Origin of the sequence: Gilliamella sp. Gris3-2 (assembly GCF_001690345.1) — a bacterium.
In the GTDB taxonomy this organism is placed as follows: Bacteria; Pseudomonadota; Gammaproteobacteria; order Enterobacterales; family Orbaceae; genus Gilliamella; species Gilliamella bombi.
This window is the reverse complement of record NZ_LZHB01000053.1, coordinates 1-17038: the sequence shown is the minus strand read 5'-3', so window position 1 is coordinate 17038 and position 17038 is coordinate 1. Positions and strand designations below refer to the sequence as shown.

General features: G+C 33.5%; 16 protein-coding genes and 2 rRNA genes. 16 read left to right on the top strand and 2 right to left on the bottom strand.

The genetic code is table 11. The features are described from left to right. The 12 genes from A9G32_RS07590 to gltP all read left to right on the top strand — a co-directional run. Window positions 1-176: ribosomal RNA gene (locus A9G32_RS07590) — 23S ribosomal RNA — on the top strand; the annotation flags it as partial. 157 nt (window positions 177-333) lie between these two features. After that, window positions 334-449 (top strand): 5S ribosomal RNA (rrf, locus tag A9G32_RS07585). A gap of 228 nt (window positions 450-677) precedes the next feature. Then, window positions 678-1250 (top strand): RNA pyrophosphohydrolase, encoded by a 573-nt coding sequence (gene rppH, locus A9G32_RS07580; protein WP_065590265.1) that lies wholly within the window; start codon window positions 678-680, stop codon window positions 1248-1250. Beyond that, a complete protein-coding gene (gene lgt / locus A9G32_RS07575; protein ID WP_065590266.1) occupies window positions 1247-2116 on the top strand; it encodes a prolipoprotein diacylglyceryl transferase in 870 nt (289 codons plus the stop codon). Before rppH ends, lgt begins: the two co-directional genes overlap by 4 nt. After that, window positions 2113-2907, top strand: a complete 795-nt coding sequence (gene thyA, locus A9G32_RS07570) for a thymidylate synthase (protein WP_065590267.1) — start codon at window positions 2113-2115, stop codon at window positions 2905-2907. Before lgt ends, thyA begins: the two co-directional genes overlap by 4 nt. Window positions 2908-3125: 218 nt before the next feature. After that, on the top strand, window positions 3126-4076 hold the full coding sequence (gene lpxL, locus A9G32_RS07565; RefSeq protein ID WP_065590268.1) for an LpxL/LpxP family Kdo(2)-lipid IV(A) lauroyl/palmitoleoyl acyltransferase: 951 nt from the start codon (window positions 3126-3128) through the stop codon (window positions 4074-4076). A gap of 47 nt (window positions 4077-4123) precedes the next feature. Continuing rightward, complete coding sequence (gene rlmM, locus A9G32_RS07560; RefSeq protein WP_065590269.1) at window positions 4124-5206, top strand: 23S rRNA (cytidine(2498)-2'-O)-methyltransferase RlmM; 1083 nt, start codon at window positions 4124-4126, stop codon at window positions 5204-5206. A gap of 21 nt (window positions 5207-5227) precedes the next feature. After that, on the top strand, window positions 5228-7075 hold the full coding sequence (locus A9G32_RS07555; protein WP_065639545.1) for a penicillin-binding protein activator: 1848 nt from the start codon (window positions 5228-5230) through the stop codon (window positions 7073-7075). Further along, a complete protein-coding gene (locus tag A9G32_RS07550) occupies window positions 7041-7412 on the top strand; it encodes a YraN family protein (protein WP_065590271.1) in 372 nt (123 codons plus the stop codon). Before A9G32_RS07555 ends, A9G32_RS07550 begins: the two co-directional genes overlap by 35 nt. A 15-nt stretch (window positions 7413-7427) precedes the next feature. Then, the gene (locus tag A9G32_RS07545) at window positions 7428-8006 is read left to right on the top strand and encodes an SIS domain-containing protein (RefSeq protein WP_065590272.1); all 579 of its coding nucleotides are present in this window, start codon (window positions 7428-7430) and stop codon (window positions 8004-8006) included. A 97-nt stretch (window positions 8007-8103) separates the two neighbouring features. After that, on the top strand, window positions 8104-10803 hold the full coding sequence (gyrA, locus tag A9G32_RS07540) for a DNA topoisomerase (ATP-hydrolyzing) subunit A (RefSeq protein ID WP_065590273.1): 2700 nt from the start codon (window positions 8104-8106) through the stop codon (window positions 10801-10803). An 88-nt stretch (window positions 10804-10891) separates the two neighbouring features. Then, window positions 10892-12202, top strand: coding sequence for a glutamate/aspartate:proton symporter GltP (gene gltP, locus A9G32_RS07535; RefSeq protein WP_065590366.1), 1311 nt, complete (start codon window positions 10892-10894; stop codon window positions 12200-12202). A 431-nt stretch (window positions 12203-12633) separates the two neighbouring features. Here the strand turns inward: gltP and rpmG are convergent, their stop codons facing one another. Beyond that, a complete protein-coding gene (gene rpmG, locus A9G32_RS07530; RefSeq protein ID WP_025314526.1) occupies window positions 12634-12801 on the bottom strand; it encodes a 50S ribosomal protein L33 in 168 nt (55 codons plus the stop codon). A gap of 15 nt (window positions 12802-12816) precedes the next feature. Beyond that, window positions 12817-13053, bottom strand: coding sequence for a 50S ribosomal protein L28 (gene rpmB, locus A9G32_RS07525; RefSeq protein ID WP_034884345.1), 237 nt, complete (start codon window positions 13051-13053; stop codon window positions 12817-12819). 487 nt (window positions 13054-13540) lie between these two features. Here rpmB and aroE point away from each other — a divergent pair, with 487 nt between their 5' ends. From aroE to A9G32_RS07505, 4 genes are all read left to right on the top strand, one after another. After that, on the top strand, window positions 13541-14371 hold the full coding sequence (aroE, locus tag A9G32_RS07520) for a shikimate dehydrogenase (protein WP_065590274.1): 831 nt from the start codon (window positions 13541-13543) through the stop codon (window positions 14369-14371). A gap of 154 nt (window positions 14372-14525) precedes the next feature. Beyond that, window positions 14526-14879: an Aca2/YdiL-like domain-containing protein gene (locus tag A9G32_RS07515; protein ID WP_065590275.1), complete on the top strand. Its 354-nt coding sequence runs from the start codon at window positions 14526-14528 to the stop codon at window positions 14877-14879. A 216-nt stretch (window positions 14880-15095) separates the two neighbouring features. Next, window positions 15096-15608 (top strand): shikimate kinase AroL, encoded by a 513-nt coding sequence (gene aroL / locus A9G32_RS07510; protein WP_065590367.1) that lies wholly within the window; start codon window positions 15096-15098, stop codon window positions 15606-15608. Between the two features lie 242 nt (window positions 15609-15850). Further along, a partial coding sequence (locus A9G32_RS07505; RefSeq protein ID WP_065640662.1) for an MFS transporter occupies window positions 15851-17038 on the top strand: 1188 nt, incomplete at its 3' end.

The following is a 17038-nucleotide window of genomic DNA, read 5'->3' as shown; positions in this document are numbered from 1 at the left end:
TACGTGCGGAATAGATAAGTGCTGAAAGCATCTAAGCACGAAACTAGCCTCGAGATGAGTTTTCCCTGAAGAGATTCAGTAAGGTCCGTTTGAGACTAAGACGTAGATAGGTCAGGTGTGTAAGTGTAGTGATACATTGAGCTAACTGATACTAATGAACCGAGAGTCTTAACCTTACAACTCGGAGTTGTTTTGGGTTACGCAGAAGTTATTACTAGATGAGAAAATCATCGAAAAGAGAATAGAGATTGAAAAAACAGTTTGTTCCGAATTAAGTGATTGTTGTTGATATGAGATAATGGACAGCAATTAAGAAAGAGAGTACAGGATATGTCTGGCGGTAATAGCGCGGTGGTCCCACCTGACCCCATGCCGAACTCAGAAGTGAAACGCCGTAGTGCCGATGGTAGTGTGGGTATTACCCATGTGAGAGTAGGGTGCCGCCAGACTTTTAAATATATAGCCCAGCAGTCATGCTGGGCTTTTTGCTTTTTGGAATATTTATTAAATATCATTTTGATTATTGAAGATTAATTAATGCAGTAACAAATATTAATTAGTATAAAAAACATTCAAAAAAAGAAGGTATTTGTTACTTTGTAATTATTTTCTATTTATTTCTTGCTGTATGTATGAAACAATTCAGCTATACAAGGAAAATTTTTTTGAGGTAGTCAGTGATCGATAATGATGGCTACCGTCCGAATGTAGGAATAGTTATTTGTAACAGGTATGGTCAAGTACTTTGGGCTCGTCGGTATGGGCAAAATTCTTGGCAATTTCCTCAGGGCGGAATAAAACAAAGCGAAACGCCTGAGCAGGCAATGTTTCGCGAATTAAACGAAGAAGTTGGTTTATCATCAAAAGATGTGAAGATTTTATCCGTTACTAATGGTTGGTTACGATATAAGTTACCCAAAAGGATGATCCGTTGGGAAAATCAGCCAGTTTGTATTGGGCAAAAACAAAAATGGTTTTTATTAGAATTAATATCTGATGTATCAGTCATTAATCTCAATACATCCTCAGCACCTGAATTTGATGATTGGAAATGGGTTAGTTATTGGTATCCCATTCGACAGGTGATTGCATTTAAACGAGATGTCTATAGAAAGGCAATGAAGGAATTTTCTTTATCTGTGTTTGCTATACAGTCTGAAATAGAGACATCAGTAACTAATATTTCTAAAAAGAAACGATTTAATTTCTTTGCTAATAAACGGAAAAACAAAAAGCGTAATAAAAAATGAATCAATATTTACAATTCCCTAATTTCGATCCAATAGCCTTTTCCATTGGTCCGGTATCACTTCATTGGTATGGTGCAATGTATTTATTTGGAGTGCTGGGTGCACTTTATTTGGCTAAGCGCCGTGCAAATAAGCCAAATAGTCAATGGACGTCACAGCAGGTTGAAAATTTATTATTTTGGGGGTTTTTAGGTCTTTTTATTGGAGGCCGTTTAGGCTATGTCTTCTTCTATAATTTAGAAGCTTTTATCAAAGATCCTATAATTTTATTTAAAGTCTGGGAAGGCGGTATGTCTTTTCATGGTGGTTTAATTGGTGCGATTTGCGTTATTGCCCTTTTTGCAAAGGGAACAAAGAAAACTTTTATGCAAGTAGGTGACTTTGTAGCTCCTCTTGTTCCCATTGGTTTGATGTTTGGGCGATTTGGTAATTTTATTAATGGAGAACTTTGGGGAAGAGTAACTGATTCATCGATTGGTATGTTATTTCCAACATCATCGCATACCGATTTTATGTTTGTTCAGTCTCATCCTGAGTGGTTTTCACTTTATTCCCAATTAAATGGTATTTTACCGAGGCATCCTTCACAACTTTATGAAATGGTGTTTGAGGGAATAGTACTGTTTATTATTTTAAATATTTTTATTCGAAAACCAAGGCCTACAGGCTCTGTATCTGGCTTATTTTTATTTTGTTATGGTTTATTTAGATTTGTTATAGAATTTTTTAGACAACCAGATGAGCAGTTAGGCTTATTTTTAAATATTATCAGTATGGGACAAATATTATGTTTACCAATGATTATTGGTGGTATTTTTATTCTTTTATTTGCATATAGATTTAATAATAAGGCAAACACACAATGAAACAATATTTAGCGTTAATGCAAAAAATTTTAGATGAAGGTACACCTAAATCAGATCGAACAGGTACTGGAACGCTATCTATTTTTGGGCATCAAATGCGGTTTAATTTACAAGAAGGTTTTCCTCTTGTTACGACTAAAAAGTGTCATTTACGTTCAATTATTCATGAATTGCTTTGGTTTTTGAAGGGGGATACAAATGTTAAGTATCTTCAGGACAATAAGGTAACTATTTGGAATGAATGGGCTGATGAAAATGGTGACTTAGGTCCTGTTTATGGTAAACAATGGCGAGCATGGGAAGCGGCTGATGGTCGCAAGGTAGATCAGATTTCACAACTAATTGATCAAATTAAAAATGATCCTGACTCTAGACGTATGATTGTTTCTGCTTGGAATGTTGGAGAATTAGATCAAATGGCATTAGCACCATGTCATGCTTTTTTCCAATTTTATGTCGCAAATGGCAAACTATCTTGTCAACTTTATCAACGTTCTTGTGATGTATTTTTAGGATTACCATTTAATATAGCCAGCTATTCTTTGTTGGTACACATGATTGCACAGCAATGCGAATTACAAGTAGGTGATTTTGTGTGGACTGGTGGTGATACACATCTTTATTCTAATCATATAGAACAAGCTCATTTGCAACTATGTCGTGAACCAAGAGTATTGCCAAAATTAGTTATTAAACGTAAACCTCCAACAATTTTTGATTATGAATTTGAGGATTTTGAAATTGTTGGTTATGAACCGTATCCAGCAATCAAAGCGCCTGTTGCTGTTTAATTTTTGTTAAAAAGTTTCAGGTAACTATGTGTTTCAGTATAAAAATAGATAATTTTAAGAATAGCTAATAGTTTTAACTGTGAGCTACTTAAATATAAACTGATAACAAATTTAGTCACAGAATAATGATATAACGTCCTTAGACTTTGTTTATTTTATGCTCCCGAAAAATAAGATATAATAAGCAACTGTATTATTAATAATAATTTGATCTTAATATGAGTCAAAATCAAGAAATTCGCCCTATTTTTACTAAAAGTTTATTACATCCTCGTTATTGGTTAACGTGGCTTGGTATTGGTATTTTATATTTAATCGTTTTATTGCCATATCCAATCATTTATCAATTGGGAAAAGGGTTAGGATTGCTTTCGATGAAATTAATCGGCAAACGTAAAGAAACGGCTAGGCAAAATCTTAAACTCTGTTTTCCTGAAAAAACACAATCTGAACGTGATCAGATGTTGCGTGAGAATTTTATTTCAACAGGTTTAGCCATTTTTGAAACTGGTATGGCATGGTTTTGGTCTGATAAACGGCTTGCTAAAAAAGTTTCTATTGTAGACGATTTTCATATCACAAAAGTTCAACAATCAGGTCAAGGTGTTTTACTCATTGGTATTCATTTTCTAACATTAGAGTTAGGTGCACGTATCTTAGGAATGAACCATCCTGGAGTCGGAGTGTACCGTCCAAATGATAATCCTGTGATGGATTATGTTCAGCTTAAAGGAAGACTCAAATCAAATAAATATATGCTGGATCGGCATAATACTAAGGGAATGATCCGCGCACTAAAAAATGGTGAATTACTTTGGTATGCACCAGATCATGATTATGGTCCTAAAAATAGTGTATTTGCGCCTCTATTTTCAGTAAAAAAAGCTGCAACAACTGTAGGCACGCGTATATTAGTGAAATTAGCTCAGCCAGCTATTATACCATTTACTCCTAAGCGTGAGAAAGATGGTCGTTACACTGTTTATGTAACATCAGAGCTTGAAGATTATCCAATTGATGATGATGTACTTGCTGCTACTTTTATGAACAAAGCGATTGAACAAGAAATTCTAAAAGCACCTGAGCAATATATGTGGTTACATCGAAGATTTAAAACTCGTCCAAAAGGTGATGCACCTTTATATACTGATAATGTTCAATCTGATTAATATGAATATTTTTTATAGCTTCTGTTGAAAGAGCAAAAAATTACAATATGCAAAAACTAAACAAAATTATTCTTTATTGCCGTTGTGGATTTGAAAAAGAGTGTGCTAACGAAATTACAGATAAAGCTGCTCAGAAAGAAGTATATGGCTTTGCTAAAGTTAAAGAAAACAGTGGTTATGTTGTTTTTGAATGCTATCAAGATGATGATGCACAATTATTAATAAAAAATTTAGATTTTCGAACACTAATTTTTGCAAGGCAAATGTTTGTAGCAGGTGATCTATTAGTTGATTTACCTACAGATAACCGTATTTCTCCAATCATTGATGCATTATCTGGATGTATTGACAAAGCTGGAGATCTACGTGTTGAAGTTGCTGATACAAATGAAGGTAAAGCGCTTTCTGGCTTTTGTCGTAAATTTACCGTGCCCTTTCGTCAAGCATTAAGAAGTAAACGTATTTTATTAAAAATTGAGAATCCATCAAGACCCGTTGTCCACTTATTTTTTATCAGTAATACCAGTTGTTATGTTGGTTATTCACTAAGTCAAAATAATTCGCCTTTTTATATGGGAATTCCAAGATTAAAATTTCCCTCTGATGCGCCAAGCCGTTCTACATTAAAATTAGAAGAAGCCTTCCATATTTTTATTCCTTATGATGAGTGGGAGGAGCGATTAAAAGGTGGTTTAAACGCTGTTGATTTGGGTGCTTGTCCTGGAGGTTGGACTTATCAACTGGTTAAAAGAAGTATGATGGTTTATGCCATTGATAATGGACCTATGGATGAAAAATTGATGGAAACTGGACAAGTTAAACATTATCGGGAAGATGGCTTTAAATTTATACCTAAAAAGCATAATATTTATTGGTTGGTTTGTGATATGGTTGAGAAACCAGCTAAAGTAACAGAATTAATAGCCAAATGGTTAATTAATGGTTGGTGTAGAGAGGCTATTTTTAACCTCAAATTACCAATGAAAAAACGTTATGAAGAAGTAAAACAAAATCTATATTTGTTAAATAAAGAGTTAAATAATAAAAAAATCAACGTACAAATTCAAGCAAAACAGCTTTATCATGATCGAGAAGAAATTACGGTTCATGTACAACGAATTTGGGGATAACAAAATTATAAGAGAGTAGGTATGAACTTGAAACGTTACTTTTATGCTATATTGATAATACCATTATTTACATTTTTGGTATGTTGTACTTTAGGAAATTCAGAGAAATCTCTTAACTTTGATGATAACAAAAATTCTAGTTATTATCTTTCACAAGCAGATAATAGTTCTGGAATAGATAAAGTTAATTGGCAATTATTAGCTATTCGTGCACTAATAAAAGAAAATAAATTTTCACAAGCAACTACATTATTATCAAATTTACCACCCAAACTTAATGATGAGCAACAAAAAGAAAAGTTATTATCAGAGGGTCAAATCGCTGTAAAAAAAAGGAAATCATTTGATCTGAATCAATTCACTATTGAAAATTTGTCTAATTCACAACTGTATCGTTATTACATTATTAAATTGGGTTTAGATATAAATGGTAAAGATATTAATGCTCAAGCCCACGATTATCTTCAATTAGAAAAATATGTATCAGAAACAGAAAAAAGGCAATTATTAAATAATACATGGAATTTTTTCCGTAAATTAAAATCTGGTAAAATCCGCAAAATTTTAGTTGATGAAAATGAAACTATATTACAAGGTTGGGTTGATTTAGCTTATGCTTACCAAAATGCGAGTAAAGCATCCACTCCGCAAGATGATGATACACCAGAAATTATTGCCACAAAATCCGAAAATCAAAAACAGCTATTAAAACAAGCTATCAACAATTGGGCTATACAATATCCAGATCATCCCGCAAAAGAGATTATCTCGATATTAACTGGAGAACAAACACTTGCTGTTGATGCTAATGCAAAAAAAGTTGCATTATTGTTACCATTAAATAGCTCTTCACGTATATTTGGTGAAACAATTCGTCAAGGTTACATGGATGGAATTAAGTTTTTTCCTCAAGAACCACAACAAAATGTGATTATACTTGATACAACTAGTGCGCCAATGAATACTTTAATCCAGCAAGCACAGGAACAAAATGTTGAGTTAATTGTAGGTCCTTTATTAAAGAAAGAAGTTATTGAATTAAAATCACTAGAGCCAGCTATTCCTGTCTTAGCCTTGAATAAGGTTGATAACACTACTGCGTCTGCAAATAAAATTTGTTATTTTGCTTTATCTCCTGAAGATGAAGCAAAAGATGCGGCAGACCATATTTATTCTCAAAATAAAATAAAACCATTACTGTTAGTCCCTCAAAATGATTTGGGTAAACGTGTTGCACAAAGTTTTGCTGCACAGTGGTCACAATTGTCAGCAAATAGTTCACAAGCTTACGTACAATATTTTGGTAACACTCAAACACTAAGCGCCAATATGAATCGTAACATAGGGATTAGTCTTGCTGGCAATCCTATTTTGATAGATGAAACGCTATCAGGGGGAATGGTATCTGCTGGATTTGATGCTATTTATGTTTATTCTTCATATGATGAATTGACGTTGATAAAGCCAATGCTTGATATGGGTGCAAATAAAACTATTGGAAATTCATCTGCGGTTACACTTTATTCAAGTTCTAAAAGTCATGTAGCTAATGCTTCTAATGACTTTAATTATGATATGAATAAAACTGAATATGCAGATATCCCTATGGTTATAAATCAAATGGATAAGGTAAATACAAATATACCTAGCAACATTCAGAAAGATTATTCATTAATTCGCCTGTATGCAATGGGCATTGATGCGTGGAGACTAACAAATCGTTTTAATCAACTTAATTCATATCAACCTAATTTTTTAGATGGTATGACAGGTAAATTATCAACAAGTGATCAATGCGAAGTGACACGTGCACTCTCCTGGCAGCAATATATTTATGGTGAAGATAAATCTGATTCAAAAAGCGAATAAAAAACAAATTGGCGAGCATTATGAAAATATAGCTTGCAAATATTTACTTAAGCAAGGGCTTATACTTCTTGCACATAATAGCCAATTTCGCTTTGGAGAGCTGGATTTAATTATGCTTGATAATAAATGTCTTGTTTTTATTGAAGTACGTTATCGAAAAAATGCTAACTTTGGTGATGCGGAGATGACAGTTACACTAAATAAACAAAATAAAATCAGGCAGGCTGCCCAACAATGGATGATGGCGCAAAATTTAAATATTGAAGATACAGAATTTAGGTTTGATATTTTTGCTATTACAGGTAACAGCAAAAAATGGATTATTAATGCATTTTAATTTTAGGTGAAAAGTGTGCAAGATTTAATTAAAAATTACTTCACTGAAAGTATTCAAACTCAAATCGTGATGGCAGAATCACTTGGCTATTCTATTGAAAAGGCAGCAAATATTATTGTCGATAGTTTACTTAATGGCAACAAAATTATGAGTTGTGGTAATGGTTCATCAGCAGCTAATGTACAAAGCTTTACTTCACGTTTAATCACCAGTATTAATATTGAAAGACCAAGTATTCCTGCAATGGCTTTAGTATCAGACAATGTTTTATTAAGTGCTATAGCTAATCATGAGGAGATTTATGCTCGTCAAATTCAAGCATTAGGGCAACAAAGTGATGTTTTAATAATAGCAACTTGCCAAGGGAATAGCAGATCTATCATTCGTGCAGTTCAAGAAGCGGTAATTAAAGATATGAAAATTGTCGCATTAACTGCTTTTGATGGTGGTGAAGTTATTGGCTTATTAGGCCAGAACGATATTGAAATTAGAATTCCGTCTTACAAAAAAGTGATGGCATACGAAATGCACGCTATGATTCTAAATTGCTTGTGCCAATTAATCGAGAATAGACTATTTATTCACAGTAAATAAGCTGAAATAAAGACGGTTTAATTCTGCATTAATAGTGATTTTATGCTATAATTGTGAACTATTTTGATGACTTAAATTAATAAGAGTACATGGTGTTATGACCGAACTAGCCAAAGAAATAACCCCCGTTAATATAGAAGATGAATTAAAATCTTCTTATCTTGACTATGCAATGTCTGTCATTGTTGGGCGTGCCTTACCTGATGTCCGTGACGGTTTAAAACCTGTTCACCGGCGCGTTTTATTTGCTATGCATGAAGCTGGATATGATTGGAATAAACCTTATAGGAAGTCTGCTCGTGTTGTTGGGGATGTAATCGGTAAATACCATCCACATGGTGATTCAGCAGTTTATGACACAATTGTACGTATGGCTCAACCATTCTCATTACGTTATATGTTGGTTGATGGTCAAGGTAACTTTGGTTCTGTTGATGGCGATTCAGCTGCTGCGATGCGTTATACTGAAATTCGTATGCAAAAGTTTGCGGGAGCATTATTAACTGATCTAGATAAAGAGACAGTTAATTTTTCACCTAATTACGATGGTTCAGAAATGATCCCAGATGTGTTACCAACACGAATTCCTAACTTATTAATTAATGGCGCATCAGGGATTGCTGTTGGTATGGCGACTAACATTCCTCCTCACAATCTCTCTGAAGTTATCAATGGTTGCTTGGCTTTTATTGAAGACGAAAATATTTCAGTCGATGGTTTAATGGAGTATATCCATGGGCCAGATTTTCCAACAGCAGCATTAATTAATGGTCGAAAAGGTATTGAAAATGCGTATCGCACAGGTCGTGGTATTATCTATATTCGCTCTAAAGCTACCATAGAAGTTGATGATCATAGTGGACGTGAAACCATTATTGTTAATGAGATTCCGTATCAGGTTAATAAGAAAAAACTGATCGAAAAAATTGCAGAATTAGTTAAAGATAAAAAAATAGAAGGTATTTCGGCATTACGTGATGAATCAGATAAAGACGGTATGCGCATAGTTATTGAAATCAAACGTGATGCTGTTGGTGAAGTTGTATTAAATAACCTTTTCTCTTTGACTCAATTACAAGTTTCATTTGGTATCAATATGGTGGCTTTACATAAAGGTCAACCAAAACTCCTAAATTTACGCGAAATGATTGAGGCTTTTGTGCTTCATAGACGAGAAGTTGTAACTCGTCGAACCATTTATGAATTACGCAAAGCACGCGAACGTGCTCATGTATTAGAAGGTTTAGCAATCGCACTTGCCAATATTGATCCTATCATTGAGCTTATTCGTGCTGCTGCAACACCTAGTGAAGCAAAAACTAAATTATTGAGCCAAGCTTGGCAACTTGGAAATGTTGCTGCCATGCTAGAAAAAGCAGGTAATGATGCAGCTAGACCAGAAGATTTAGCACCAGAGTTTGGTATTCATGATGGACATTATTATTTATCAGAAGCACAGGCTCAAGCGATTTTAGATCTCCGCTTACACCGCTTAACCGGCCTTGAACATGAAAAAATTCTTGATGAATACAAAGAATTATTGGTTCAAATTGGTGAGTTATTACATATTTTAGCTAGCTCAGAACGTTTAATGGAAGTGATTCGTGAAGAATTAGAAAGCGTTCGAGACCAATTCCAAGATGCTAGAAGAACAGAAATTACAGCGAGCAGTGCAGATATTAATATTGAAGATCTTATTGCTCAAGAAGATGTGGTCGTTACTCTTTCCCATCAAGGTTATGTAAAATATCAACCACTTTCAGATTATGAAGCTCAACGTCGAGGTGGTAAAGGTAAATCTGCCACTAAAATTAAAGAAGAAGACTTTGTCGAAAAACTATTAATTGCCAATACCCATGATACGATTCTTTGCTTCTCAAGTCGTGGTCGATTATATTGGATGAAAGTTTACCAACTGCCTGAAGCCAGCCGTGGTTCTCGAGGTCGTCCAATTATTAATTTGTTACCTCTTGAAGAAAACGAACGAATCACTGCAATCTTACCTGTTCGAGAATTTGATGATGAACATTGTGTATTTATGGCTACAGCACAAGGTACAGTTAAGAAAACATCTTTAATTGAATTTAGTCGTCCACGAAGTGGCGGTATTATTGCGATTAATTTACGCGATGATGATGAATTAATCGGTGTCGATTTAACTAGCAATGATCCTTCAGCTATTGTTGATGATGAAGAGCTTTATGATGATGCTATTGTTGAAGAGATTGACTCAGAAGATGATAACCTGATTGGTGAAATCTCAACGACTGAAGATATTATGTTATTCTCTGCTAATGGTAAAGTTGTTCGTTTCCCAGCCAATAAAGTTCGTTGTATGGGCAGAACGGCCGCAGGTGTACGTGGCATAAAACTTGATAGCGATGATAAAGTGGTTTCGTTAATTGTACCTAGAGGTAGTGGCGCAATTTTAACTGCAACTCAAAATGGATATGGTAAACGCACACAGCAAGAACTATATCCAACCAAATCAAGAGCAACTAAAGGTGTTATTTCTATCAAAGTTAGTGAGCGAAATGGTACTGTTGTTGGCGCAGTTCAAGTTGATGAAACCGATCAAATCATGCTAATCACAGATGCAGGAACGCTTGTTCGTACTCGTGTTTCAGAGGTAAGTATTGTTGGTCGTAACACTCAAGGTGTCATGCTTATTCGAACAGCTGACAACGAAAAAGTTGTGGGATTACAACGAATAGCCGAAACAGAAGATGACGCAAGTGGATCGGAGGTATCGGAAAATAATGAACGGCACGATTCACTTCAAGTGTCCGAGGATTAATTATTTAATAATCTAAAAGGATTAGTTTTGCTAATCCTTTTTTATTTTAAAGAATCGTAAAAAGGAATAGTATTAGATGTCATTTTTAATAAAAAAAATATTAACAAATCTTGCATGGCAAATTTTGATTGCTTTGATTCTAGGAATTGCCGTAGGTGCTTATTTATTTGAGCTCTCTGCTACAAACCACCCTTTGCATTCATATTATCAATTTTCAATAGTAAATATATTTCAGCCTGCAGGCGATATCTTCATTCGGTTAATTAAAATGATTGTGTTGCCAATTATACTGAGTACTTTAACTCTAGGTATTGCAGGTCTTGGTGGCTCAAAACGGTTAGGGACCTTAGGTTTTAAAACAATTCTCTATTTTGAAATTATTACAACTATTGCTATTTTATTAGGTCTTTGTTGGGGAAATATTTTTTCACCTGGCTCGGGAATTGACTCCTCAACACTTGCAACGACAGACATTAGTAAGTATACCCAAGCAGCTGAAGAATTAAGCGGTAAACCTCATGGTTTAATTGTTATGATATTAGATATGATTCCTGCTAATATCTTTAAAGCTATGACGGACGGTGCTGTTTTACCTGTGATTTTCTTTTGTGTCTTTTTTGGTCTAGGCTTAATGTCTTTGCCAGATAAACAACGTGAACCTTTTCTTTTATTTTTAAAAGTAATTTCAGATACTATGTTTAAAGTAACTAATATGATAATGCGTTATGCACCTATTGGTGTATTTGCACTTATCACGGTAACGGTTGCTAAATATGGATTTGAATCTTTACTTCCACTACTTAAATTAATTTTAACCGTCTATTCGGCAATGATTATTTTTACGTTAGTGGTATTAGGGCTGGTTTGTAAAATTTGTAAATTTAATATTTTTACATTATTAAAAATCTTGAAAGAAGAATTAGTGATTGCATTTTCAACCGCGAGTTCTGAAACTGCATTGCCTAAAATAATTGAAAAGATGGAAGCTTATGGAGCACCAAAATCGATAACTAGCTTTGTTATACCTACAGGCTATTCATTTAATCTTGATGGTTCAACACTCTATCAAAGTATTACTGTTATCTTTTTAGCACAGTTATTCCACATAGATTTAACTATTTTGGATCAGGTTATTATTGTCATCACTTTAATGATTGCATCTAAAGGGATTGCAGGTGTACCTGGTGCGTCAATTCTTGTTTTATCGGCAACCTTAGGTAGTGTCGGTATTCCTCTTGAAGGGATTGGTTATATTATGGGGGTAGAACGTATTTTAGATATGGGCAGAACAGTAGTTAATGTGGTTGGTAATGCACTAGCAGCAATTGTTATTGCGCGTTGGGAACATACTTTTGACGACAAAAAAGCAAGAGCTTATGAACAACAATATTTAAAATGATTAAATAATTATGTAGATTAATTTATCCAAAAAAAACTACCTGTTTATCAGGTAGTTTTACGCAAAGTATATCTATTTAATTCTTGATAAGAATCAGAAATATTTTGTCATATCAAATTCAACTCTTTCACCATCGGTGACCACTAATCAGAAAGAAATCGACTTCGCAATGATCTCTTTTTTCATAATTAGGTATTTCATTAATTACATACCCTGATATAGTATTTATCGATTCAAGAAATAGAAAAGCAAAGCTTAAGTAATTTCTAGAAGACACCTTAATTTTTTAGAGATTGTTTAACTATGAAGTATAAACAACTCGTTATTTTCCATAGGTTAATGTTGTTTTATTAAAAACAGCGATAATTTTGTCTACAAATAGATATAAAAAAACCCAGCATTTGCTGGGTTTTTCAGTATTTATTAGGTAACTATTTAATTTTAGCTTCTTTATAAATAACATGCTGACGAACTACAGGATCGTATTTTTTGATCTCCATTTTTTCAGGCATAGTTCTTTTATTTTTGCTAGTGGTATAAAAATGACCTGTACCAGCAGAAGAAACTAATCTGATTTTTTCGCGTACACCTTTAGCCATGATATGGTTTCCTTATTAGTACTTTTCACCACGGGCACGAAGTTCAGCTAAAACTGCATCAATACCCTTTTTATCGATAGTACGCATACCTTTAGCAGATACACGCAATTTTACAAAACGTTTTTCGCTCTCAATCCAGAAACGGTGAGTTTGAAGGTTTGGTAGAAAACGACGTTTAGTAGCATTCATCGCATGAGAACGATTATTTCCTACTAAAGGACCTTTTCCTGTTACTTGGCATACTCGTGACATGTCAATAATTCTCCGAAATTTCTATGCTTAAGCCCTGGGCGTAATATGTTAATGGAATTGACCTCGTCAGGCTTTTAGTTTACTGCAGTTCTATCTGAGAAGCAGCTTAACCTCTCACACTACACCCATAATAATGAGGTAGCGAAGTATACGCTGTTATGCGCAAATTCTCAAGTATTATCTTACCTATGCATAAAATTAGTTTACAATGGCATAACTCATATAATATTTATTTTCTTAGTTAAAACAACATTTCTAAAAATTATTAAAACCATTTTGAATCAATATGATAGATAAAATTTCTATAAAAATTTTTTGTAATAGCACTTACTTTTTTCTTATAACGAACAATTCATTATAAAACAATGTACTGTCTTTAACATCATTTTAGAAAAAATGATTTAATTTAATAATAAATATGTTTTAATAAGCTTGATTAAGATTTTTATTTATATCGTGTTAATTTTCCAATTTATAAGGAGATTATATGAACCAGTTCACGCCATATAGTATATATGGCATTATCGGTTATCCTTTAGGGCACAGTATGAGTCCACTTATTCATACTACGTCATTTCAAGATTATGGGATCCCAGCAGTTTTAGTTCCTTTTCCTACTCCACCAGAAGAGATACCGACACTTTTTAAATCAGTCAGATTACTAAATATCCGTGGATTATGTGTCACTATTCCACATAAACAGACTATCATTCCTTATTTAGATGAAGTGACAGATCATGTAAAAAAAGCAGGTGCTGCGAATTTGGTGTATTGGGATGGGGATAAACTTTGTGGGGATAATACAGATATTATTGGATTCATGGAGCCACTTCAAAATAAAAAACTGCCAGCAGAATTCAAAAAAGTGTTATTACTTGGAGCAGGAGGTGCTGCACGTGCAGCTGTAGTGGGATTACAGGAACTTGGTTATACCGATATTACAGTAACGGATATTGCTGATGATTTACCTCAGGCATTAGCTAGTGAATTCAACCTTAAAACTATTTCATGGGAAGACCGTAGCAAAGTTGAAGCTCAAATTGTTATTAATTCAACACCATTAGGTATGACGGGTAAATTTGAGAATCAAACACCTTATAAACAAGCTTGGTTTAAAGGTAAAGGAGTGGCTTACGATATTGTTTATACTCCATATAATACTTGTTTTAGACAAGAAGCAGAAAGAGCTGGCTGGGAATCTATTTCAGGACGTGAAATGTTTATTGGTCAAGCAAATGCTCAATTTAAAATTTGGACAGGAAAAGATCTTTCTGAACGAGCAAAACAAGCTGTAATTGATGCTTTAGCTAAACATTAATTACCAAACAGGCGAACATATCTAGTTAAATTGGAATTAATCGTATTTTCTACTGTTTATACAATTAGCTGCTATTGCCAACTATATTACATTGGCATAGGCAAAGTTAATATATTAATTGGATAGTTCAAGCGCATTATAATAAGGAGCATTTATGACTAACTTAGAATTGCAAGCGTATCGTCGTTTTCTTATGCTAAAAGTATCAGAAGCTAGTGAATATATTGGCAAAACAGATATTAATACATGGCATGATTGGGAAAATGGTACAAAGCCTATCCCAGAGTTTGTCGGAAAAGCAATGCAAGAACTAAAAAAAATCAGAAACGAAAAAATAAATATTATTATAAATAGTATTAATGATCGTATTGGTAGTAATACAATCAGCTATTTTATGACATACGAAGAGTTCAAAAAGGTAAATTTAGATCTTGATGTGATTCAATGGCGATTACATCAATCGATTGCAACAGAGCTCTATTTCCGTGGTTTAGAAAAGTTATGTTAATTAACTTTATTAAGATGACTTTTAGGTTTTAAAAGCTTCCTTATAATTATTGTAAACATTTCGTTACAGATAGTTCTGTATAGGTTTTGTTTAATTATATAAAAAATATATATTTATATATTTTTTGTATAATATGTAAAAAATTTGTTGCAAAAATAAGAGCGAATCACTAGCATGGTTAATATATTCTATAAATCTGAAAAGATAAAACCCGATATGAATAAAACAATTTTTTTAGTTGGTGCACGGGCTGCTGGTAAAACGACGATGGGAAAGATGTTAGCAAATAAGCTATCATTTTCTTTCATTGATACTGATAGCTATTTACTCGAAACTACCCAAAAAACGGTAGCCGAAATTGTTGAAAAAGAAGGTTGGGAAGGATTTAGAGCAAGAGAAAGTCAGGTGTTGATTGATACAACTAAACCTAATTGTGTCATTGCAACTGGTGGCGGCATGGTATTAGCCGAGCATAATCGGAATTTTATGAAACAAAATGGCACAGTTATCTTTTTATCCGCACCTGCGGCAACACTAGCTGCGCGTTTAATGAAAGATCCTAACATTGCTCAACGACCATCACTAACAGGCCTATCTATTTATGATGAAATGGAAAAGGTATTGGCTGAAAGATTACCTTTATATCATGATGCTGCACACCATGTGATCAATGTTGATCAAGATGAAAGTTTGATTCTTGCAAAAATGTTTGAAATGCTTCGAAGCTAATTTAACTTCTTTTAATAAATATACCGCTTAAAAAGTGGTATTTTTATTAATAATAGAAAACAATAAATTTTTAAAATTTAACAAAGATTCTATACGAGTTCGATTTTTGAACAAACCTTTGCTGCTTTTTAGAACCAAATAAAAGCTAAGTACAAACCTATACTTACTATCTTCTGATTAATATTGATACTTGTATATTGAATAGAACTATAATTTTATGTTTTACATATGGAGTATGACAAGTGGATAATCGAAAGATCAATTCTTATGGAATTGCAGGATCTATATATGCAAATTATATAATACAAAGTATTGCATTAATTGTGATCATGCAATTTTCATATGATATATCGAAACAACTTAACATTGATCTAATCGGCATTGGTAAAATTGCTTCGGGTATAGGAATTGGAAAAATATTATTAATGTTTGTTGGTGGTGTATTGTCAGATAAATTTGGTCGCAAACTATTTATCTATCTAGGTATGGCTTGTTATGCTATTTTTTTTCTAGGAATGCCTTTTTGTACTAATATAAATATTGCTTTTTGTTTAGCTATTGCTATTGGGGCAGGAAATTCTTTTTTAGATACTGGTTCAATGCCAGCATTAACAGAATGTTTTCCAAACTCATGTGGTACAGCTAGCGTATTGATCAAGGCTTTCATTTCAATGGGGTCTCTTGTTCTTCCATTTATTGTTGTTTTTTGCCATAAATACCAAATATGGTATGGTTGGTTTTTTTGCGGTTTCGTTGCTTATTTAATTGTTAATGCGCTGTTTTTATTTCCTAAGCAGTTTCCACATATAGATACCTCCATTAAAAGTAAAGAATGCTCACAAAGTTATTTTATTGGAAAACCTAATTTTGGATTTGAAGGTATTTTATTAATTATTATGGGGTTTACTACAACAGCAACATTCGTTATCATTTTGCAATGGTTGCCGACTATTGCTATTAGAGCTATTAATATGAGCGAACCTGATGCTAATCAACTGATTAGTTATTATAGTACTGCATCAATCATTTCTGTATTTGTTACGGCTTTTGTAGTCAAACATCTATTAAAACCTATCTTTTGCATCATTATTTTACCTGCCTTATCTGCGTTGGTATTAATCATTTTTTATTTTAATGTTTCAACTGCAATGTGTGTTATCGTCGCAATAGGAATGGGATTAACTGCGGCAGGGGGGGTACTTCAATTAACTTTGGTTGTTATGCAACAAATGTTCCCAACACGAAAAGGTCTTGCTGTAGGTTGTATGTATACTTTTAGCGGTCTATCGTTTGTTATCATTCCGCTTATAGTACCAAAATTAGCTATGTTCAATGTAAGTTATGCCATATTAATTGACTTTTTTATTGCGATGTCAAGTGTAATACTTGGCTCAATTATCTTTTATCGTTTTAAAAAGGTAGTTGATATA